Here is a 17,671-nt window from a genome sequence, read left to right as displayed (position 1 = left end):
CGCGGACGTAGCTCAGTTGGTAGAGCGCAACCTTGCCAAGGTTGAGGTCGCCGGTTCGAACCCGGTCGTCCGCTCGGAGAGGGTTCGGCAGGCCACCGTCCTCAGATGTCGAACAGCCTCAGTGGTGGAGTGGCCGAGAGGCGAGGCAACGGCCTGCAAAGCCGTGTACACGGGTTCGAATCCCGTCTCCACCTCGAGAACCACTTAGGCTTGTTGAGTGGGTCTTTCTGGACGATTGGCGCAGCGGTAGCGCGCTTCCCTGACACGGAAGAGGTCACTGGTTCGATCCCAGTATCGTCCACGAAGCCGAGAGGCGAGGTGTGCCTGCGAAACGCGCAGGCCACCTCGCCTTCGTCATTTGTGCGGCAGCGCTCCGCTCGCCTCAAGCGGGGGCTCCGCCACCCGCACCCCCTGGCGCCTTCGCTTCGCTCGGCTCCGTGGTCGGCCGCCGCAGTCGTCTGACCGCTTGGGGTTCCTCGCCGCCGTTGGCTGACCGGCGTGGGTTTCTCGTCGCGGTCGATTACCTGGTTGGGGTTGCTCGCCGCGGCCTGTGGGACTGCTCGGGTCGGGTTGCCTGTGGAGTGGATCTGCAGGCCATCACAATCGGCCGTGGTCGGCCGGCCTGAGCGTTGACGGGGGCTCGGGAGACGGATTGTGATGGCCTGGGGATTCGGGAACTGGTCGGCGTTCGGGTAGCTGTGAGATCCCGCCGTCCGTCACCCCGCTGGTCGCGCCGGGTTGGGGAGGATGACTGGCCGATTCGGGAGGGTGATCCTCCCCAATCGGAGTCAGGGCGGGGAGGGAACGGCGCGGGTGACTGCTCGGTGGGGTGTGGTTGGGTGGGGGGATGGATGGGGTTGGTGGGGTGGCTTGGCCGCCTGGGGTGGTTCGGACTGAGCGGTTGGTGGTTCGGGGGGCTGAGGGGCGGGATCGGGCGGGGTTTGTTGAGTTGTTGGGGTCGGCGGAGGTGCATGAGTATCTCGGCGGGCCTCGCGGGCGGGATGAGCTCGAGCGGGAACTGCCTGCGGTGCCTGAGGAGTGGCCGGGGAGCTTTGTGGTTGAGCTCGACGGGGAGATGATCGGCCAGGTTCTGCTCAAGAGGGCGACTGGGCAGCGGCGGCCGGCGGCTGTCGGGAAGGTCGATCTCGGGTATTTGTTTCTGCCGCGGGCCTGGGGATTCGGGTACGCCGCTGAGGCCTGCGCGGCGGTGCTCGACTGGTTCGACGACGTGCTTCCTGACGAACCGGTGGTGCTCTTCACGCAGACCGCGAACGTCGCCTCAATGCGGCTTGCCGCGAAGCTGGGGTTCGTTGAGGTGGAGCGGTTTCAGGCGTGGGGCGCCGAGCAGTGGCTCGGCTTGCGACGCCCGAGCCAACCGGTGGCGTGAGAGGCGCCGGGCAGCTGCGACCAGGCCCCCGGCGGGTGGGTGACCGCGTTACATGCGTAGGTACGAGCCGCCGTTGAAGTCGAGGACTGTGCCGGTGGCGAACTCGGCCTCGGCCGAGGCCAGGTACAGGATTGCCGCCCCGACCTCCGACGGATCGGCCACTCGTTCCAGCGGGCTCTCCAGGCGGCGTCGGTCGTAGCCTTCGCCTGCGAGGTTCACCGCGGCCATATCGGTGACGGTCCAGCCCGGCGCGATCGCGGTGACCGCGATACCTTCCGGGCCCAGCGCGCGGGCCAGGGACTGGGTGAACGAGACGATCGCGGCCTTCGACGCGCCGTACGCCGGCTGGTTCGGCTCGCCGCGGAAGGCGCCGCGGGACGACACGTTGACGATCCGGCCGCCGCGGCCCATGTGCCGGACCGCGCACCACGTGACGTTGGACGGGCCGACGAGGTTCACCGCGAGCGTGTCCGCCCACGCCTGCTGCCACTCGGCGTACGTCGTCTCGCGGATGCGGTGCGGGTGATACACCCCCGCGTTGTTCACCAGTACGTCGATGCCACCCAGCGCCGCCGCGGCGTCAGACACCATCGACTCGATCGCGTCCGGATCAGCCAGATCGGCCTGTACGGCGACGTGTCCCTCCCCCGGCAGCTCTTTCACCACCTGGGCCGCGGCGTCCGGCGACGAGCTGTAGTGGACGGCCACCCGGTCTCCGGCGGCGGCAAACGCGTGAGCGGTCGCCGCACCGATTCCTCTGGAAGCGCCTGTGATCAGGACTGCACGATCCATGCCCCGATCCTTTCACTACGGCCGCGGCTTGATGTCCCTGCGGTACGACTTGCTGGCCCGCACCCAGTCCTTCTTCGCCTGCGCACGCACCCGCGCGTCCGCACGACGAGCCATGTACGCCGCCTCGCGCTGCAGCTTCACCCAGCTGTCATAGCGCCGGTACGGCAACGAGCCGTCGTCGAGAGCCGCCCGTACCGCGCAGTCCGGCTCCATCACGTGGGAGCAGTCCTTGAACTTGCACTGCTCGGCCAGCTCCGTGATGTCCGGGAACGCCGCGGCCAGCCCCTCCCCGGACTCCTGCAGACCGATCCCCCGCAGCCCAGGCGTGTCGACGACGACCCCACCACTCGGCAGCACGATCAGCTCGCGCCGTACCGACGTATGACGGCCCTTGCCGTCCTCCCGGATGTCCTGCACGTCCAGCAGCTCGACGCCGGCCAGTGCGTTCACCAATGACGACTTGCCCGCCCCACTGGACCCCAGCAACGCCAGCGTCGCGTCCCCGTCCAGCAACGCACGTACGTCGTCCAGCCCGGCGCCCGTGGTGGCACTGCACACCAGTACGTCGGCGCCGGGCGCGGCACCCGCCACGTCCTCGGCTACGAGCTCGGCGTCGGTGACCAGGTCGGATTTCGTCAGTACGACGACCGGGCGCGCGCCGCTCTCCCACGCCAGCGCCATGAAGCGCTCGATGCGGACGATGTTCGGCTCCGGGACCAGTCCGACGACGATGGCGATCACGTCGACGTTTGCCGCGAGCACCTGTCCACGCGACGACCCGCCGACCTCGGCCCGGATGATCGACGTACGGCGTGGCAGCACCGACTCGACCGTGATGCGGTCGTCGGGCCAGAACCGCAGTACTACCCAGTCCCCGGTGCACGGGCCGGCCTGAGGGTCGGCTGCGATCGCGGCGAGCAGTGCACCGGACCAGCCGGCGCGGACCGGCCCGTCCGCGGTGAAAACGGTCGCCAGGCCTTTGTCGACCCGGGCGACCCGTCCCGGGACCAGTTCGTCCGGGACAGACTGCAGAAGTTCGGCCGTGGAGCTGTCGAGTCCCAGGGCCTGGAGTGTGGCTGACATGCGGCGAACCTTTCGGAGGGTCCGGCCGCGAGATCAGCTCAGCGGACGGACGAGGTGGGAGACAACGGCCCGTCGGGCCAGTTCATAGCTCATGGCGGGTTGCCTCCCTTCCAGTCCTTGCGGTCCAGCCAGGACCGTGTTTCGCGATGCCGTCAGCCTAGGTCGTCGGTCTCACTCTGCGCACCGGATTTTCCGACCGACGCCCGCTTCCGCTCTCCATTGGGCTCCGGCTCCACCGCAGGCGCCTTGGCCTCCGCAGCAGGCTTAGGAGCGGGCTCAACCTCAGGCTTCCGCGCAGGCTCCGCTTCAGGCTTCGGCGCAGACTTCGGCGCGGGCTGCGGTCTCGGCTCCGAGAGCTTCTCGATCTTGCGAGCCGCCTCCGCCTCCGGCCGCTCGTCGGACTCGACCGGCGTCAGCGAGTGCGAGTGCTCGTGGTGCCGCTCCGGCTCGGCCCTCATCACCGGCTCGACCTCGGCGTCCTCGCCTGAACCCGCCTCCGCGGATGCCGCCTTCACCTCGGCGACATGCGCCTTGTGCGGCCACAGCCGGTCCACGACCGCGTTCAAGGCAGCACCGATCAGCACAGCGATCGCGGTCATGTACAGCCACATCAGTACGGCGATCGGCGCGGCCAGCGGCCCGTAGATCGACGTACCGCCGACCGTGCTCTGCAGGATCCAGCGGAGCACGAAGCTGCCGAGGATCCAGATCGACAGCGCCAGGAAGGACCCGGGCAGGTCGGACACCCACGGCGTCCGGATCGGCACCGACAGGTGGTACAGGGTGTTCAGGAAGCCCGCGGACAGGATCGTGACCACCGGCCAGTACAGCTGGTTCAGGAAGTCCAGCCGGTGCGGCAACAAGGCGTCGACCGCGTTCGGTCCGGCCAGCACCAGCGGCAGGACGATCACGCCGATGATCAGCGCGGCGCAGTACAGGCTGAAGGACAGCGCGCGGGTGCGGACGATGCCGCGCTTGCCGCCCATCCCGTACATGATCGTGATGGTGTCGACGAAGACGTTCAGCGCGCGGCTGCCGGACCACAGCGCCAGCACGAAACCGATCGAGATCACGTCCGGCCGGCCGCCGTTCAGCACCTGGTCGAGCGTCGGCGCGATCACGTTCTTGATCGAGTCGTCGGTCAGCGCCCGGGCGGCCAGATCGACGATCTGCTGCTTGATGTCGTTGATCGTCTCGACCTCGAACCACTTGCTCGCGATGTAACCGAGCGATCCGGCGAGCCCGAAGATCAGTGGCGGCAGCGAGAGGATCGCGAAGAACGCCCCCTCGGCCGCGAGACCGGTGACCCGGTAGCGCAGACAGACTCCGATGGTCTGGGTGAGCAGCTTCCAGGTCGTCGCGGGGATCCTGCGAACCCATGTCAAGGAGAGGAAGCTCCCTCTCGCGGGTCCTGCCCCAGAACGTGCCATACCGCTTACCGTACTGACATGGCGGACCCATTCGCGGTAACGAACCAGGCTCCCCCACTGCGGGGCGTGAACTTCTTCACCCGCGACACGGCACTTGGTGACGCTCTGCGTCCGTACGCCGGTCCCGCGGCGGACCTCGCCGCTGACCCCGGTCTGCACCGAATCGGCGAGCTCGCAGGCTCCGAGGAGGCCCTCGCGCTCGCCCTCCCGGCAAATCAGAACCCGCCGGTCCTGCGCACCCACGACCGCTACGGCCACCGCGTCGACGAGGTCGATTTCCACCCCGCGTGGCACTGGCTGATGGAGCGGGCCGTCGGTTTCGGCCTGCAGGCCGCGGCGTGGACCAGCGAGCGCCCGTCCCCGCACCTGACCCGGGCCGCCGGGTTCTACCTGTGGTCCCAGGTCGAGCCGGGCCACGGCTGCCCGATCTCGATGACGTACGCCGCGGTGCCCGCGCTCAAGGCGGACGAGCGGCTCGCGAAGGAGTGGATCCCGCAGCTCGCCTCGACCGAGTACGACGTACGGCGCCTGCCCGCGGCGGAGAAGAACGGCGTACTCGCCGGGATGGGGATGACCGAGAAGCAGGGCGGCTCGGACGTCCGGGCGAACCTGACGACCGCGACGCCGACCGGTGCCGACGGCGAGTATCAGCTCAACGGGCACAAGTGGTTCTGCTCGGCGCCGCAGGTGGACGTCTTCCTGGTGCTCGCCCAGGCGCCTGAGGGGCTGAGCTGCTTCGTCGTACCGCGGGTTCTTGCCGACGGCAACCGGAACCCGTTCGCGCTGCAGCGGCTCAAGGACAAGCTCGGCAACCGGTCGAACGCGTCCAGCGAGGTCGAGTTTCACGGCACCGTCGGGTACCGCCTGGGTGACGAGGGTGCCGGTGTCCGGACGATCATCGAGATGGTCGCGGCGACCCGGCTGGACTGCGTACTCGGCTCGTCCGCGCTCCAGCGGCGGGCGCTCGTCGAGGCGATTTGGCACACGCAGCACCGGAGTGCGTTCGGTGGGTTGCTCGCCGACAAACCCGCGATGCAGAACGTGCTCGCGGACCTGGCGATCGAGAGCGAAGCAGCCACAGCGCTCGGCATGCGTCTCGCCGCGGCAGTCGATGCTTCTCTCGGCGGCGACGAGCAGGAGCGCGCCTTCCGGCGGATCGCGTTGCCGTTGGCGAAGTTCTGGGTGTGCAAGCGGACGCCGTTCATGGTGGCCGAGGCGCTCGAGTGCCTCGGCGGCAACGGGTACGTCGAGGAGTCGGGCCTCCCGCTGCTCTATCGGGAGTCGCCGCTCAACTCCATCTGGGAGGGTTCGGGCAACGTCAACGCGCTCGACGTACTGCGGGCGCTCCGCCGGCCCGAGTCGTTCGACGCCTGGCTGCTCGAGGTCGGCGCCGCGCAAGGAGCCGACGCGCGGCTGGACGCGGCGGTGAACGACGTGCTGCAAGCGCTTGCCGACCTCGAGAACGCCGAAGCCGGTGCGCGTCGGCTGGCCGCCCAGATGGCGCTGTGCCTGCAGGCTTCGCTGCTGATCCGGCACTCGACACCCGCGGTCGCGGACGCGTTCGTCGCGGCGCGGCTGGCCAACGACTGGGGTGGTGTGTTCGGCACGTTGCCGCGGACGACGCCGTTCGAGCAGATCGTCACGCGCGCGATAGGGTGAACGCGTCGCGACTGGCGCGCTGAAGGTGGAGAACCACCGGGGAGCGAAACCCGTCGGCACCGTGCGCCTGGGTGCCTTCGACCCACTGCAAGCAGGAGAGACAACGATGCCTCAACCCACCGACAACACCGCGTCCTTCGACGCCGCCGCCGCGTCGGCAGCGTACAACAACGCGCTGCAGGTGATCGCCGCGGTCGAGCCGACCATCGCCGGCGCGATCCGGTCCGAGCTGGCCGACCAGCGCTCCTCGCTGAAGCTGATCGCGAGCGAGAACTACGCCTCCCCCGCCACCTTGCTGACGATGGGCAACTGGCTGTCGGACAAGTACGCCGAGGGCACCATCGGGCACCGCTTCTACGCGGGCTGCCAGAACGTCGACACCGTCGAGCAGACCGCCGCGGACCACGCGACGGCGCTGTTCGGCGCACCGCACGCGTACGTCCAGCCGCACTCCGGCATCGACGCGAACCTGGTCGCCTTCTGGGCGATCCTGGCGCAGCGGATCGAGTCCCCGGCGCTGGCCGAGGCGGGCGCGAAGCACGTCAACGACCTGACCGACGAGGACTGGACCAAGCTCCGCAAGGCGCTCGGCGACCAGAAGATGCTCGGTATGTCGCTGGACGCCGGCGGTCACCTCACGCACGGGTTCCGGCCGAACATCTCCGGCAAGATGTTCAACCAGCACTCGTACGGCACCGACCCGGAGACCGGTCTGCTCGACTACGACGCGGTCGCCGCGGCGGCGCGTGAGTTCAAGCCGCTGATCCTGATCGCCGGCTACTCGGCGTACCCGCGCAAGGTGAACTTCGCGAAGATGCGCGAGATCGCGGACGAGGTCGGCGCCACGCTGATGGTCGACATGGCGCACTTCGCCGGTCTGGTCGCGGGCAAGGTCTTCACCGACGACTTCGACCCGATCCCGCACGCGCACGTCACCACCACGACCACGCACAAGTCGCTGCGCGGCCCGCGCGGCGGCATGGTGCTCTGCCAGCCGGAGTACGCCGAGTCCGTCGACCGCGGCTGCCCGATGGTCCTCGGTGGTCCGCTCAGCCAGACGATGGCCGCGAAGGCGGTCGCGCTGGCCGAAGCGCGGCAGCCCGCGTTCCAGCAGTACGCGCAGGCGGTCGCCGACAACGCGGTCACGCTGGCCGAGGGGCTGATGAAGCGTGGCGTGAAGCTGGTGACCGACGGGACCGAGAACCACCTGGTGCTGCTGGACGTCTCGTCGTACGGCATCACCGGCCGGCAGGCCGAGTCGGCGCTGCTCGACGCGGGCATCGTGACCAACCGGAACGCCGTACCGCGGGACCCGAACGGCGCCTGGTACACCTCCGGCGTCCGGATCGGTACGCCGGCGCTCACCACCCGCGGGTTCGGTGGCGACGAGTTCGACCGGGTGGCCGAGCTGATCGTGGACGTGCTGTCCGCGACCACGCCGACCACCACGACCGCCGGTGCTCCGTCGAAGGCGAAGTACGTGCTGGCCGACGGGGTCGCCGACAAGACCAAGGCCGCCTCGGCCGAGATGCTCGACAAGTTCCCGCTGTACCCGGGCCTCGAGCTCAACTGATCCTCAACTGATGACTGGCTGCCCGCTCTCGCTCGGCTGAGGGCGGGCAGCTCTCTTCGGCATCAGTACTCCGGCGAGAATCGCGCCGATGACGGCGATCCCGCCGGACACCCACATCGTGGTGTTCAAGCTCGTCATGAAGGCATCGCGTACGTCGTTCAGCAGCCCCGCGGAGCCAGTCTTCGTCGCGACTGCAAGCCCACCGCCGAGACTCTTCTGCACCGCGTCGGCAGCCTGCGCCGGGAGTCCCGTGGTGTCGACGTTGGTGCGGTAGACCGAGTTCAGCACGGTCCCGAGGACGGCGACGCCGACCGTGCCACCGACCTGCCGGAAGGCCTGCAGCAGACCTGACCCGGTGCCGGCCCGCTCCGGGTCGAGGACGCCGAGCGCCGCGTTCATTGCCTGCGGCATCGAGCAGCCGAGGCCGAACCCGACCACCACGAACCAGATCGCCGTGTACCCGTACCCGGTGCCGAGATCGGTGAAGGCCCCGAGCACGAACCCGACCGCCATCACCACGAAGCCGGCCATCACGACCAACCGGGTCCCGACCCGCGCCTCCACCGGCTCGGCGAGCTTCGCACCGATCGTCATGCCACCGATGAACGGCAGCAGCTTCAGCCCGGTGTGCAACGCGTCCGACCCGTTGATGCCCTGGAAGTACTGCGGCATCGTGAACAGCAACCCGAAGATCGCGAACACCGACACTGTCAGCAGTACGGCGCCCCCGGTGAACACGCGCTCGTGGAACAACCGCAGCTCGATCAACGGCGCACTGTTCCGCCGCTGCCAGATCAGGAACCCGGCGATCAGGACGACGGCCAGCGCGAGGAACAGCAGCGTCACGCCACTCGTCCACGAGGTCTCACCGGCCTTCGTCACGCCGTACACGAGCGCGGCCAGTCCGGCACTGGACAGCAGGATCCCGAGCCAGTCGATCGCCGGCCGGTTCGCGCTCCGGCTCTCCGGGACGAGCACCGTCACCGCGAGCGCGGCTAGGAAGGCGATCGGGACGTTGATCACGAAGATCCACTGCCAGCCGGCGTGGTCGAGGAGCAATCCGCCGACGATCGGGCCGAGCGGCATACCGATGCTGTTGGCAACGACGAAGAAGCCGATCGCCTTCTTCCGGTCCACCTCGGTGCGGAACAGCACGGTAATCAGCGACAGCGCGACCGGGACGATCATGGCGGCGCCGATCCCGAGGAACGCCCGGGAGGCGATCAACGCCCCGGCCGAGTCGGACAGCGCGCAGGCGAGCGACGCGAGCCCGAACAGGCTGAGCGCGATCGCAATGATCTTCCGGCGGCCGAACCGGTCGCCGAGCAGACCGGCCGGCAGCAGCAGTGCGGCGAGCACGAGGTTGTAGCTGTTCGCCATCCACTGCAGCTGGCTGGTCGAGGCGTCCAGGTCCTGGGCGAGTGTCGGCAGCGCGACGTTCAGCACGGTGGTGTCGAGGCCGAGGACGAGGACGGCGAGACAGAGTGCGATGAGGACACCGAAGCGGCGGGCGCCGGTGAGCGTCGGCGTGGAGGTGTCGGTGGTCGTGGTCATGGAACGCAAAATATCAGAAGTTTGTGATAGTTGCGATAAATCAAATTACTGTAAGCTTCAACCATGGCGTCCGCACCGAGTCCGGAAGAGATCAGTCAGTTCGTCGAGCGGTTCGCCGGGGTGCTGGCGAACAGCGGCGTACCGACGATGTCCGCGCGGGTGATGGGCGCGATGCTGGTCAGCCCGAACGGCACGATGACCGCCGCGGAACTCGCCGACCGGCTGAAGATCAGCCAGCCCGCCGTCTCGGGTGCGGTCCGCCAACTGCTGCAGGTCTCGTTCATCTCGCGGGAGCGGCTGCCGGGGTCCCGCAAGGACCACTATCGGATCCGCGAGGACGTGTTCGCCGCGATCCTGGAGCGCCGCAACCAGGCGCTCAGCGAGTGGGAGTCGACCAGCCGCTCGGGCGCCGCGCTCTTCGGCGCGGACTCCGCCGTCGGCGTCCGGCTGACCGAGGCCGCCGACTTCTTCGCCTTCATCCACACCGACATGGACCTGATGATCAAGAACTGGCGCGCGGAGCATCCGGGGTGAATCGCCGCGCGGCGAAGCAACTCGCCGGTACGGCGTGGCTGAACATCGACTACCGCATGGCGTGGGAGACCCGCATCATGCGCCGCCGCGTCCCGCTGTACCGCGCCGCCATCGCCGCGCTGCGTGCACTGAACACCGTCACCGGCGGCCCGAACCGCCCGTCGCTGAAGGTCACCCGCTGGGAGCGCGTCGCTCCGCACGGCGGCACGTTCGTGATGGACAAGCTCGAGACGATGACCGGGCGCACCGACCACCCGATCACCTCCCGGGCCGAGCTACGCGCCCGGACGTCGTTCGCGGCCCGGCTAGCGCGCGCGATCTCCGCCGACGAGTGGCCGCAGATCATCGCCGAGTACGACCGGCGCCGGCGGGGCGAACCACCGCAGTACCACTATGTCGGCCACCGGCCGCTGAACACGGCGTCGCACGCGCTGATGGACGAGGCCTGGGTACGCGGCGAGCTACCGACCGATCCGTACCGGGCGTGGAACGTGCTGAAACTCGAGGACGACGGGGCGCTCTACAGCGAATTCTTCACCCACGGCAACGCACGCGGGTACGCCGGCGGCGAGACGAACCCCGGTTTTCAGCGGGGCCGGATCATGTTCGACGTCAACTGGCGGCAGACCGCCACGCTGACCCGCGAGCGGCAGATCCTCCGGCGCAGCCGCATCCTGCGGGCCAAGGAGCTCGTCAGACTCGCTCGCATCGAGCTCACGGAACTGTTCCGGCCGCCTCGAGAGACCGGCCCATCAGCAATCGCGGCAACCCACGACGTCTACACGCCGGAGGTCGTGGCGGCCGTCGCCGACTTCGTGAAGCCCGAGCCGCTCCGCTCCCCCACCGCCCGCGGCGAGACGGCACCGAACCTGACCCGCGCGGCCGCCATCGACGTCGCGAACACCGTCGCCAGGGCGCTGCCGCCCACGGTCAACGGCCGGGCGGCAGCAGCTCTGCCTGAAGCCGACGGGCAACTTCCAGCGCAACATCGTCCGCCCCATGCGGAGCAACAACCTGGGCACCCACCGGCAGTCCGTCCGACAGACCGGCCGGCACACTCACCGCGGGATGACCGGTCACGTTGAACGCCCAGCACGGATCACCGGTGACGATGCTCGCCTCGTGCTGGTCGTAGCCGTGGGCAACAGTCAACGTGGTCGGTGTGACCAAAGCGTCGACCTCCGCGAACAGATCGGCCAGCGCCGTGTTGTTGTGATCGCGCACTTCCTGGGCCCGACGCGCCGCGGCAGCCTCCGCGCCGCGCCCATTGTCCAACCCCGACAACACCGGCCACGCCTCGTCCGTCGGCGCCAGCTCCAGCGGTACGTCGACCAACTCGACGTCGGCCGCCGCCAACCGATCCCGAACCACCCGGTCGACACCGGGATCGGCCGGACACGACCCGAGCGTCGAGTGATACGCCACGCGCAGTACCGCAGCTGATCGCGCCGGAACCGGCCAGTGCGCCAGAGCGGTCGGGTCGAGGCGGTGCGGGCCGCTGGCAATGCTGGTCGCGAGGACGACGTCGTCGAGATCCGCGCCGATCAGCCCCGCCGTCGTCAATCCGCCGAGCCCGCGTCCACCCGGCCGCGGGATCCGGCCGTACGTCCCCTTGAACCCGACGATCCCGCAGAACGACGCCGGGATCCGCAGCGACCCGCCACTGTCCCCACCCGTCGCCAGCGGTACGACGCCGGCCGCCACGGCCGCCGCTCCGCCTGCCGTCGAGCCGCCGGGTGAGCGCGTCAGGTCCCACGGGTTGCGGGTGTAGTCACGCCCGTTCCACCCGAACGTCTGCGAGATCGCACCAGGACGGGCCCGCGTCGACCGGCCGATCGGAATCGCCCCGGCCGCGATCAACCGAGTCAGGATCGGCGCGTCCGGAGGCGTCCGCGACTTGATCAGGAACGGCACCCCGGCCAACGGCCCGGTCGGCTCCAACCGCTCCGCCGCCGCTCGGGCACCGTCAGCATCCAGTTCGTCCAGGAAGTGCAGCACCGGATCCAGCTGCCGAGCAGCATCCAACGCCGCCTCCACCACCTCGACGGCGCTCGCACTCCCCGACCGCACCCGCCCCGCAGTCCCCCGAGCCGTCATCCAGCCGCCCTCCCCGGCAGCTCGACAGGACGTATACGTGTACTACACGCCGATCGCGGGCCATCGCACGCCTGACGGCCCGCCAGACCTTCCGGCAGTGGACGTATACGTACTGTCGAGCTGCCGGGCATCGGCGTTGTCATCCCGCGACGAGGGTGTAGGCGAAGGCGAGGCGGCGGTCCAGCCAGTCGGACCTGATGGTGATGAGGGTGGTGCCTTCGGAGTACATGGCGATCTCTTTTCCGGAGCGCCATTCCAGCGTGCGGACCCTTGCCGGTTGGTCGCCGCCCTCGTCGCCTACACCTGTCAGCCCGTCGACTATGCCGACAATGAGCCGACTCACTGCCTTCGCTGCGAGGCGGGCCGGCGTACCGCTGAGCCAATCGGTCCGGCCGACCAGCGCAGCATGGCCGGGTTGCTCGATGCGCCAATTGGGTCGGAGCAGTGGGCGGGACGACGGCAGGCGCTCGATCGTGCCGACGGTCTCTGCGTGGGCGTCCGCCACCGTCCAGTGATTCTCGCCCGACGGGGACACCGAGCAGAGCAGTTCGTTCAGCTCGGCGTCGAGGTACAGCGAGCGGTCCCTACCGACGTACGCGCACGGCCTGAAGACCCGGTCGTCCCGGGGGCCCTCGGGACTCCGGATCGCGTTCGGGCCCCACTCGATGCGGTTGCGGGTACGGGTCGCCGGCCGTTCGACGTTTCCGAGAGTGAATTCACCGACGTTCTCCCAACCGGTCACCCGACCGAGCTTAGGCGACCAGCGGGGTGCTCACTCCTGGGGGACGAGGGTGTCGAGATGCATCGCCAGGATCGCTCGTAGTCGATCGGGGGTTGCGACCTCGGGCCGGGTCGCGGCATGGACGGCCAGGCCGTCGAGCACGGCGTGCAGCCGGTCCGCCTCCCACTGGACATCGACCTGGTCGCCGGCGATCGCGGTCACCCAGCGGCGGCAGCCGGCGCGCAGCGCGTCGTGGCTCCGCTGGGCACACTCGCGCAGTTCCGGGTCGACCAGTGCGCGCGCGGTGAACGCCAGCCAGACGGCATTCTCCTTCTGGCGTGGGGGGGGGGGCGCGCCGGCTTCCCCCACGGACCGGCCCGCAGCCGGAGCGCGGTCGGGGGCGCCGCCGCGCGCGCGCCGGGCTCGCCCCCGACCCCCCGCTCCCCCCTCTCTGCCCGCGCGCGCCGCCCCCGCGCGCCCCCCCCCCGCGCGCCCCCCACCGCTCCGCGGTCGTGCGTGGATCGCCGCCCGGATCCAGCGCATCGAGGCGCCGCTCGATGCGCTCGACCACCTGATTCATCGCGAAGACCAGCAGTTCGGCCTGCGTACTGAACAGGTGGCGTAACGAGCCGTTGGACAGCCCGGCCTCGCGAGCAACGTTGCGGACCGACGCGTGCTCGAGTCCGTCGCGAAGGATCACCCGCCAGGCCGCCTCCGCGAGGTACTGACGTCGTTCCACGGCATCGACGATCTTCGGCATGGCTTTTTATAGCACAGCTGTGCTAGCTTGTGGCCGCCTAGTACAGCTGTACTAACAAGGAGCCTCATGCCCGTTGCGACTGCCCCCTTGCGCCCGTTGTCAACGCTTGGCGGCCTCGCCCGCCGGCGCAGCGTCCGGATCACTACGGCGGTCTGGCTTGCCGCCAATCTCGCCGTTGTGGTCGTCGCGGGCGAGACGCTGCCGTTCGGCTGGCCGGACGTGCCGGGTTCGACGGTCGACCACGTGCTGAACACCAACGTCGGGATGCTGACGATCTTCGGCTTGATGGCGGTGACCTGCCTGCTGACCAGACACCGCGTCCGGCCGGACCTCGCCGCCAGGGCACCGGACCTGGCGACCACGCGCCGGGAGACGGTCCTGTTGCTGGCGTACGGCGCAACGGCTCTGGTTCTCGGGTACGGCGTCGCTCGGTTGTTCGGCTGGCATCCATTCGGGCTGCACCTGGCCGGCTCGATCTTCGGCACCCACGACCATGTCACGCCGGCCGAGGCGATCAGCTGGGCGAGCTACAACGTCGTGATCTACGCAGTACTGCCGCTGGCGTACTTTCGCCGCAAGTACTCGGCGGAGCAGTTGAACCTCGTGTCCGGCGACCGGCGTGGCGACGCCCGGGTGATCGTCGTCGTGCTGCTCATCGAGTCGGCTCTTCAGTTCGCCACCTTGACGACGGCTTTCGGGCGACTCACCACCGGGCAGTACGTCGTCGGGCTGCCCCTCACCTTCGTGCTCTACCTGGCCGGGGCCGTCCTGCCGGCGATGGTGTTCGTCTACTGCATCCTGGTGCCGCGGTTCCTGAAGCTGACCGGTTCGACCGCCGCGACCGTCATTCTCGGCGGCGTCACGTACACCGTCCTACATCTGTGGGACGCGTGGACGGTGCTGACCTCGCCCGTCAACTGGCTGTTGTCGATCATCTTCTTGTTCTTCACCTATTTCGGCCCGGGAATGATGAAGACGGTGCTGACCGTGCGCACCGGAAACGCCTGGACGCACGTCTGGGCCTATCACGCCGTTGCGCCGCACACCATCATCGATACGCCACATGTCGTGGAGATCTTCCGGGTGAAGTGATCAGACCCGGCGGCACTATATCGAAACCGACCAAGGAGACAATCACCATGCGCAAGATCATCGTTTCGACCTACGCGACCCTCGACGGCTACATCGACAATCCGCACGAATGGTCGTTGCAATACTCCGACGAGCAGTCCCAGCAGGCCGCTTTCACTCTCACCCTCGCTGCGGACGCCCTGCTGCTGGGCCGGGTCACCTACGACGGCATGGCCGCCGCCTGGCCGAACATGGGCGGCAACCCGTACGCCGATCACGTCAACGCCCTCACCAAGTACGTGGTCGCCTCCGAGCCCGTCGACACCACCAGATGGAAGCCCACTGTCGTCATCCCGGGCTCCGATCTGGTCACCGAGATCACCAAGCTCAAGGATCAGGACGGCGGCGACATCCTCATCTGGGGTACCGGCCGGCTGACCGACGCCCTCGCCGAGGCCGGGCTGCTCGACGAGTACCGGATCTGGCTCTGCCCCGTGATCAAGGGCGACGGCGAGCGGCTCTTCCGGCCGGAGAGCGCCGCCACACTGAAACTGACCGATTCCACCACTTTCGATTCCGGCATGGTGGTCCTGACCTACAGCCCTGTTGCCCAGCACTGATCGGTGACCGGAAGGAAGAGCATGCAGAACGACGTGACCAGCTATATCGACAACGGGCTCCCCTGGCAGATAACGGTGTGCGAGAAACTGCGAGAGGTCGTGCGTCAGACCATTCCCGATGTCGAGGAGAAAATGCAGTACGGCAAACCGCATTTTCTCAAGAACGAACAGCACGCCGCCGTTATCCACGTTGCCAAGAACAAGGTCTCCTTCATGGTGTTCAACGCCGCACAGGTCGACCCCGTCAAAGGTGTGCTGAGATCCCTGGGCAACGGCGATCGGAAGAGTGCCGACATCAGCGAGAACCAGGATGTCGACTACGAACTGCTCGCTGACATCCTCAGCAGGACGAGCAGCACTCTCTAGACCCACCCGAGTGTGGGCCCGCTCCTAGGCCCGCACTCGAGTGGCGGCCCAGATCACCAGGATCGCGAACAGGATGCCGACCAGCACACAGGCGACCAGGATGCTGGACAGGCTGATCAACGCACCGAAGCCGACCATCGCGACTGGCATCAGGGCCTCGTCCGACAGGTTCACGATGCTGTAGCTCCGGCCCAGGTACGTCGGGTCCACGGACTGCTGGAACGCCGCCGACAGCTGTGCCGACGCGATCCCCGCCGTACAGCCGATCATCGCCATCGCGACGAAGATCGCGAGCTTCGGAACCAGGCCGATCATCGCGCAACCGGCCGCCTGGACCACGAGCGCGAGCAGACCGGAACGCGCCAGGTCGGCCGGCTTCCAGCGGATCGCCACCACGGCCCCGACCGCCGCCGCAACGCCGGAGCAGGCCTCGAACGCCCCGAACCACCCCGAGCCCCAGCCCTCCGCGTGTGTTCGTTGCACCAGACCGACCGCGAGGATCGGGCCGACGCAGAGGTTCAGTCCGGAGAAGGCGATCACCAGCGTTCGCGCGCGGACATCACGCTTCAGGTAGGCGAAGCCGTCCCGCAGGTCGGCGCGGATCGATCGGCCGCCGGACACCGGCTGCGGAAGCCGCGGCTTCACCAGGAACGCGAGCGCCACCGCGATCACCGCGAACGATGCCGCGTCGACGATCATCACCGTGGCCAGGCCGCCGTGCGCGACCAGCAGACCGCCGAGCGGCGCACCCGCGAAGATCGCCAGCCGCTGGGCAAGCTGTGTCCCGGCCGACAGCTTCACCAGGTCCTCCGATCGGACCATCCGCCGCGGCAGCGTCCCGGAGGCCGGCGTGTACAAGGCGTCGACCGCACCGAACACGACCGCCACCGTGAGCAGCGCAGCGAGGGACAGACCCCAGATCGACACCACCGCCGCCGCCACCGCGAGTACGACGATCCGGGCGAGGTTGGCGAGGATCATCGTCCGGCGGCCGTCGAAGCGGTCCGCGAGCGCGCCGCCGTACAGGAGGACGAGTGCCTTGGGGAGGGCTCCGATCCCCATCACGAGACCGGCGCCGGCCGGGGTCGTCACCTGGGCGGCGCTCCAGGCGAGGCCGACGTACCAGGCCATGTCGCCGGCCTGCGACACCGCGGCCGACATAATCCATCCGTGCACCCGACGGTCTCTCCGGAGCGGCGGGACGGCCGTCGTCGTCATGGCCGGGCCGGGACCGCGTGTGCGAAGAAGAAGACCCGGTGCGCATCCGGGCCGTCGGCGGGGTTGTCGTAGTACTCGCGGACGAGGTCCTCGACCCGCTCGCTCAGCTCGACGAGCTGTTCCGGCGTCAATGTGAGCCATCTCTCGGTCGCGTACGCCGCCCGTACCCAGGGCTCGTCGAACTCGTACCGGATGTCGAACCACTGACGCACTTTGCCGACGTGATGGGCCAGATTCTCGCCCTCCGCACTGGTGGCGACCAGTTCGGCCGCCGGATCACCTTGGGCGTCGGCGACCGACCACGAGTACTCCGAGGTGTCGCCGAGCTTCCACCAGCGCTCGCGACGGGTCCTGGCCAGTTCAGGCGCTTCGACGATCACGCCCGCGGACGCGAGAACCTTCAGGTGATGGCTGACATTACCGACAAGTTCTCCGGTCGCCTCGGCCAGCCGGGACGCGGTCGCGGGACCGTCGACGTGCAGCAGGTCGAGCAGCCGGCGGCGTAGTGGATGGTGCATCGCGGCGAGCACGGACGGCGTTGCGGACCGTCTGTTCGGAGGTGTCATGAACGGCACCATAGCTTTCACAAGAACTCTTGCACAAGAGCTCTTGTACGACGAAACCGGCGCTCGAATCAATCTCCACCAGGCTGCTAGAGATAGCCACATCGTGAGATCTGGTCTCAGAATGTAGGAATGGGAGTTGATTTGTCAGGCGCTGACGCTGACGCTTGTGGACATGCTCGCTGCCCGATCCACCCACCTCGTAGGTCGCATTCATGTCGACCTCGGGCGGATGCGCAGCGC

Annotated in this window: 16 protein-coding genes, 3 tRNA genes, 1 pseudogene and 1 riboswitch; of the genes and pseudogenes, 10 read left to right on the top strand and 10 right to left on the bottom strand. The window is 68.6% G+C overall.

Annotation, left to right across the window (positions count from 1 at the left end):
• The first annotated feature begins 1 nt into the window (after position 1).
• The 4 genes from ACWGID_RS35135 (at position 2) to ACWGID_RS35120 (ending at position 1,387) form a co-directional block, all read left to right on the top strand.
• Positions 2 to 74: transfer RNA gene (locus ACWGID_RS35135), tRNA-Gly, on the top strand.
• Between the two features lie 49 nt (positions 75 to 123).
• Positions 124 to 194, top strand: a tRNA-Cys gene (locus ACWGID_RS35130).
• 35 nt (positions 195 to 229) lie between these two features.
• A tRNA-Val gene (locus ACWGID_RS35125) sits at positions 230 to 301 on the top strand.
• Between the two features lie 546 nt (positions 302 to 847).
• Positions 848 to 1,387 carry a GNAT family N-acetyltransferase gene (locus ACWGID_RS35120; protein WP_452203653.1) on the top strand — a complete coding sequence of 180 codons (540 nt, stop codon included), beginning with the start codon at positions 848 to 850 and terminating at the stop codon, positions 1,385 to 1,387.
• Between the two features lie 48 nt (positions 1,388 to 1,435).
• On the opposite strand, the gene ACWGID_RS35115 is transcribed toward ACWGID_RS35120, so the two are convergent.
• The 3 genes from ACWGID_RS35115 to ACWGID_RS35105 form a co-directional block, all read right to left on the bottom strand.
• Positions 1,436 to 2,179: an SDR family NAD(P)-dependent oxidoreductase gene (locus tag ACWGID_RS35115; RefSeq protein ID WP_452203652.1), complete on the bottom strand. Its 744-nt coding sequence runs from the start codon at positions 2,177 to 2,179 to the stop codon at positions 1,436 to 1,438.
• A gap of 15 nt (positions 2,180 to 2,194) precedes the next feature.
• Positions 2,195 to 3,262, bottom strand: coding sequence for a ribosome small subunit-dependent GTPase A (rsgA, locus tag ACWGID_RS35110; RefSeq protein WP_452203651.1), 1,068 nt, complete (start codon positions 3,260 to 3,262; stop codon positions 2,195 to 2,197).
• Positions 3,263 to 3,414: 152 nt separating this feature from the next.
• Entirely contained in the window at positions 3,415 to 4,647 is a 1,233-nt protein-coding gene (locus ACWGID_RS35105) for a YhjD/YihY/BrkB family envelope integrity protein (protein WP_452203650.1), read from the bottom strand.
• Between the two features lie 63 nt (positions 4,648 to 4,710).
• On the opposite strand from ACWGID_RS35105, the gene ACWGID_RS35100 reads away from it, so the two are divergent.
• Positions 4,711 to 6,351 carry an acyl-CoA dehydrogenase family protein gene (locus ACWGID_RS35100; protein WP_452203649.1) on the top strand — a complete coding sequence of 547 codons (1,641 nt, stop codon included), beginning with the start codon at positions 4,711 to 4,713 and terminating at the stop codon, positions 6,349 to 6,351.
• A riboswitch (ZMP/ZTP riboswitch) is annotated at positions 6,349 to 6,431 on the top strand. (Overlaps the previous gene by 3 nt.)
• A gap of 26 nt (positions 6,432 to 6,457) precedes the next feature.
• Positions 6,458 to 7,924 (top strand): glycine hydroxymethyltransferase, encoded by a 1,467-nt coding sequence (locus ACWGID_RS35095; protein WP_452203648.1) that lies wholly within the window; start codon positions 6,458 to 6,460, stop codon positions 7,922 to 7,924.
• Between the two features lie 3 nt (positions 7,925 to 7,927).
• Here the strand turns inward: ACWGID_RS35095 and ACWGID_RS35090 are convergent, their stop codons facing one another.
• On the bottom strand, positions 7,928 to 9,478 hold the full coding sequence (locus ACWGID_RS35090) for a DHA2 family efflux MFS transporter permease subunit (protein ID WP_452203647.1): 1,551 nt from the start codon (positions 9,476 to 9,478) through the stop codon (positions 7,928 to 7,930).
• Positions 9,479 to 9,541: 63 nt separating this feature from the next.
• On the opposite strand from ACWGID_RS35090, the gene ACWGID_RS35085 reads away from it, so the two are divergent.
• A complete protein-coding gene (locus ACWGID_RS35085; protein ID WP_452203646.1) occupies positions 9,542 to 10,012 on the top strand; it encodes a GbsR/MarR family transcriptional regulator in 471 nt (156 codons plus the stop codon).
• Between the two features lie 930 nt (positions 10,013 to 10,942).
• On the opposite strand, the gene ACWGID_RS35080 is transcribed toward ACWGID_RS35085, so the two are convergent.
• The 4 genes and pseudogenes from ACWGID_RS35080 to ACWGID_RS35065 all read right to left on the bottom strand — a co-directional run.
• Entirely contained in the window at positions 10,943 to 12,109 is a 1,167-nt protein-coding gene (locus ACWGID_RS35080; protein ID WP_452203645.1) for an amidase, read from the bottom strand.
• Positions 12,110 to 12,248: 139 nt separating this feature from the next.
• On the bottom strand, positions 12,249 to 12,851 hold the full coding sequence (locus ACWGID_RS35075; protein ID WP_452203644.1) for a hypothetical protein: 603 nt from the start codon (positions 12,849 to 12,851) through the stop codon (positions 12,249 to 12,251).
• 30 nt (positions 12,852 to 12,881) lie between these two features.
• On the bottom strand, positions 12,882 to 13,199 hold the full coding sequence (locus tag ACWGID_RS35070) for a TetR family transcriptional regulator C-terminal domain-containing protein (protein ID WP_452203643.1): 318 nt from the start codon (positions 13,197 to 13,199) through the stop codon (positions 12,882 to 12,884).
• Positions 13,200 to 13,431: 232 nt separating this feature from the next.
• Positions 13,432 to 13,590, bottom strand: a pseudogene (locus ACWGID_RS35065) (TetR family transcriptional regulator); the annotation flags it as partial.
• Between the two features lie 66 nt (positions 13,591 to 13,656).
• On the opposite strand from ACWGID_RS35065, the gene ACWGID_RS35060 reads away from it, so the two are divergent.
• The 3 genes from ACWGID_RS35060 to ACWGID_RS35050 are packed head-to-tail and all read left to right on the top strand — an operon-like array spanning position 13,657 to position 15,647.
• On the top strand, positions 13,657 to 14,682 hold the full coding sequence (locus tag ACWGID_RS35060) for a hypothetical protein (protein WP_452203642.1): 1,026 nt from the start codon (positions 13,657 to 13,659) through the stop codon (positions 14,680 to 14,682).
• A gap of 47 nt (positions 14,683 to 14,729) precedes the next feature.
• Positions 14,730 to 15,281 carry a dihydrofolate reductase family protein gene (locus ACWGID_RS35055; RefSeq protein ID WP_452203641.1) on the top strand — a complete coding sequence of 184 codons (552 nt, stop codon included), beginning with the start codon at positions 14,730 to 14,732 and terminating at the stop codon, positions 15,279 to 15,281.
• A 21-nt stretch (positions 15,282 to 15,302) separates the two neighbouring features.
• Complete coding sequence (locus ACWGID_RS35050) at positions 15,303 to 15,647, top strand: DUF1801 domain-containing protein (RefSeq protein WP_452203640.1); 345 nt, start codon at positions 15,303 to 15,305, stop codon at positions 15,645 to 15,647.
• Between the two features lie 24 nt (positions 15,648 to 15,671).
• On the opposite strand, the gene ACWGID_RS35045 is transcribed toward ACWGID_RS35050, so the two are convergent.
• Positions 15,672 to 16,865: an MFS transporter gene (locus ACWGID_RS35045; protein ID WP_452203639.1), complete on the bottom strand. Its 1,194-nt coding sequence runs from the start codon at positions 16,863 to 16,865 to the stop codon at positions 15,672 to 15,674.
• The gene (locus ACWGID_RS35040) at positions 16,862 to 17,431 is read right to left on the bottom strand and encodes a winged helix-turn-helix domain-containing protein (protein WP_452203638.1); all 570 of its coding nucleotides are present in this window, start codon (positions 17,429 to 17,431) and stop codon (positions 16,862 to 16,864) included. Before ACWGID_RS35040 ends, ACWGID_RS35045 begins: the two co-directional genes overlap by 4 nt.
• Between the last annotated feature and the right edge of the window lie 240 nt (positions 17,432 to 17,671).

The sequence above is a fragment of the Kribbella sp. NPDC054772 genome, assembly GCF_053611945.1.
The sequence above is the reverse complement of the archived record's forward strand: the minus strand, read 5'-3'. Positions and strand labels throughout refer to the sequence as shown.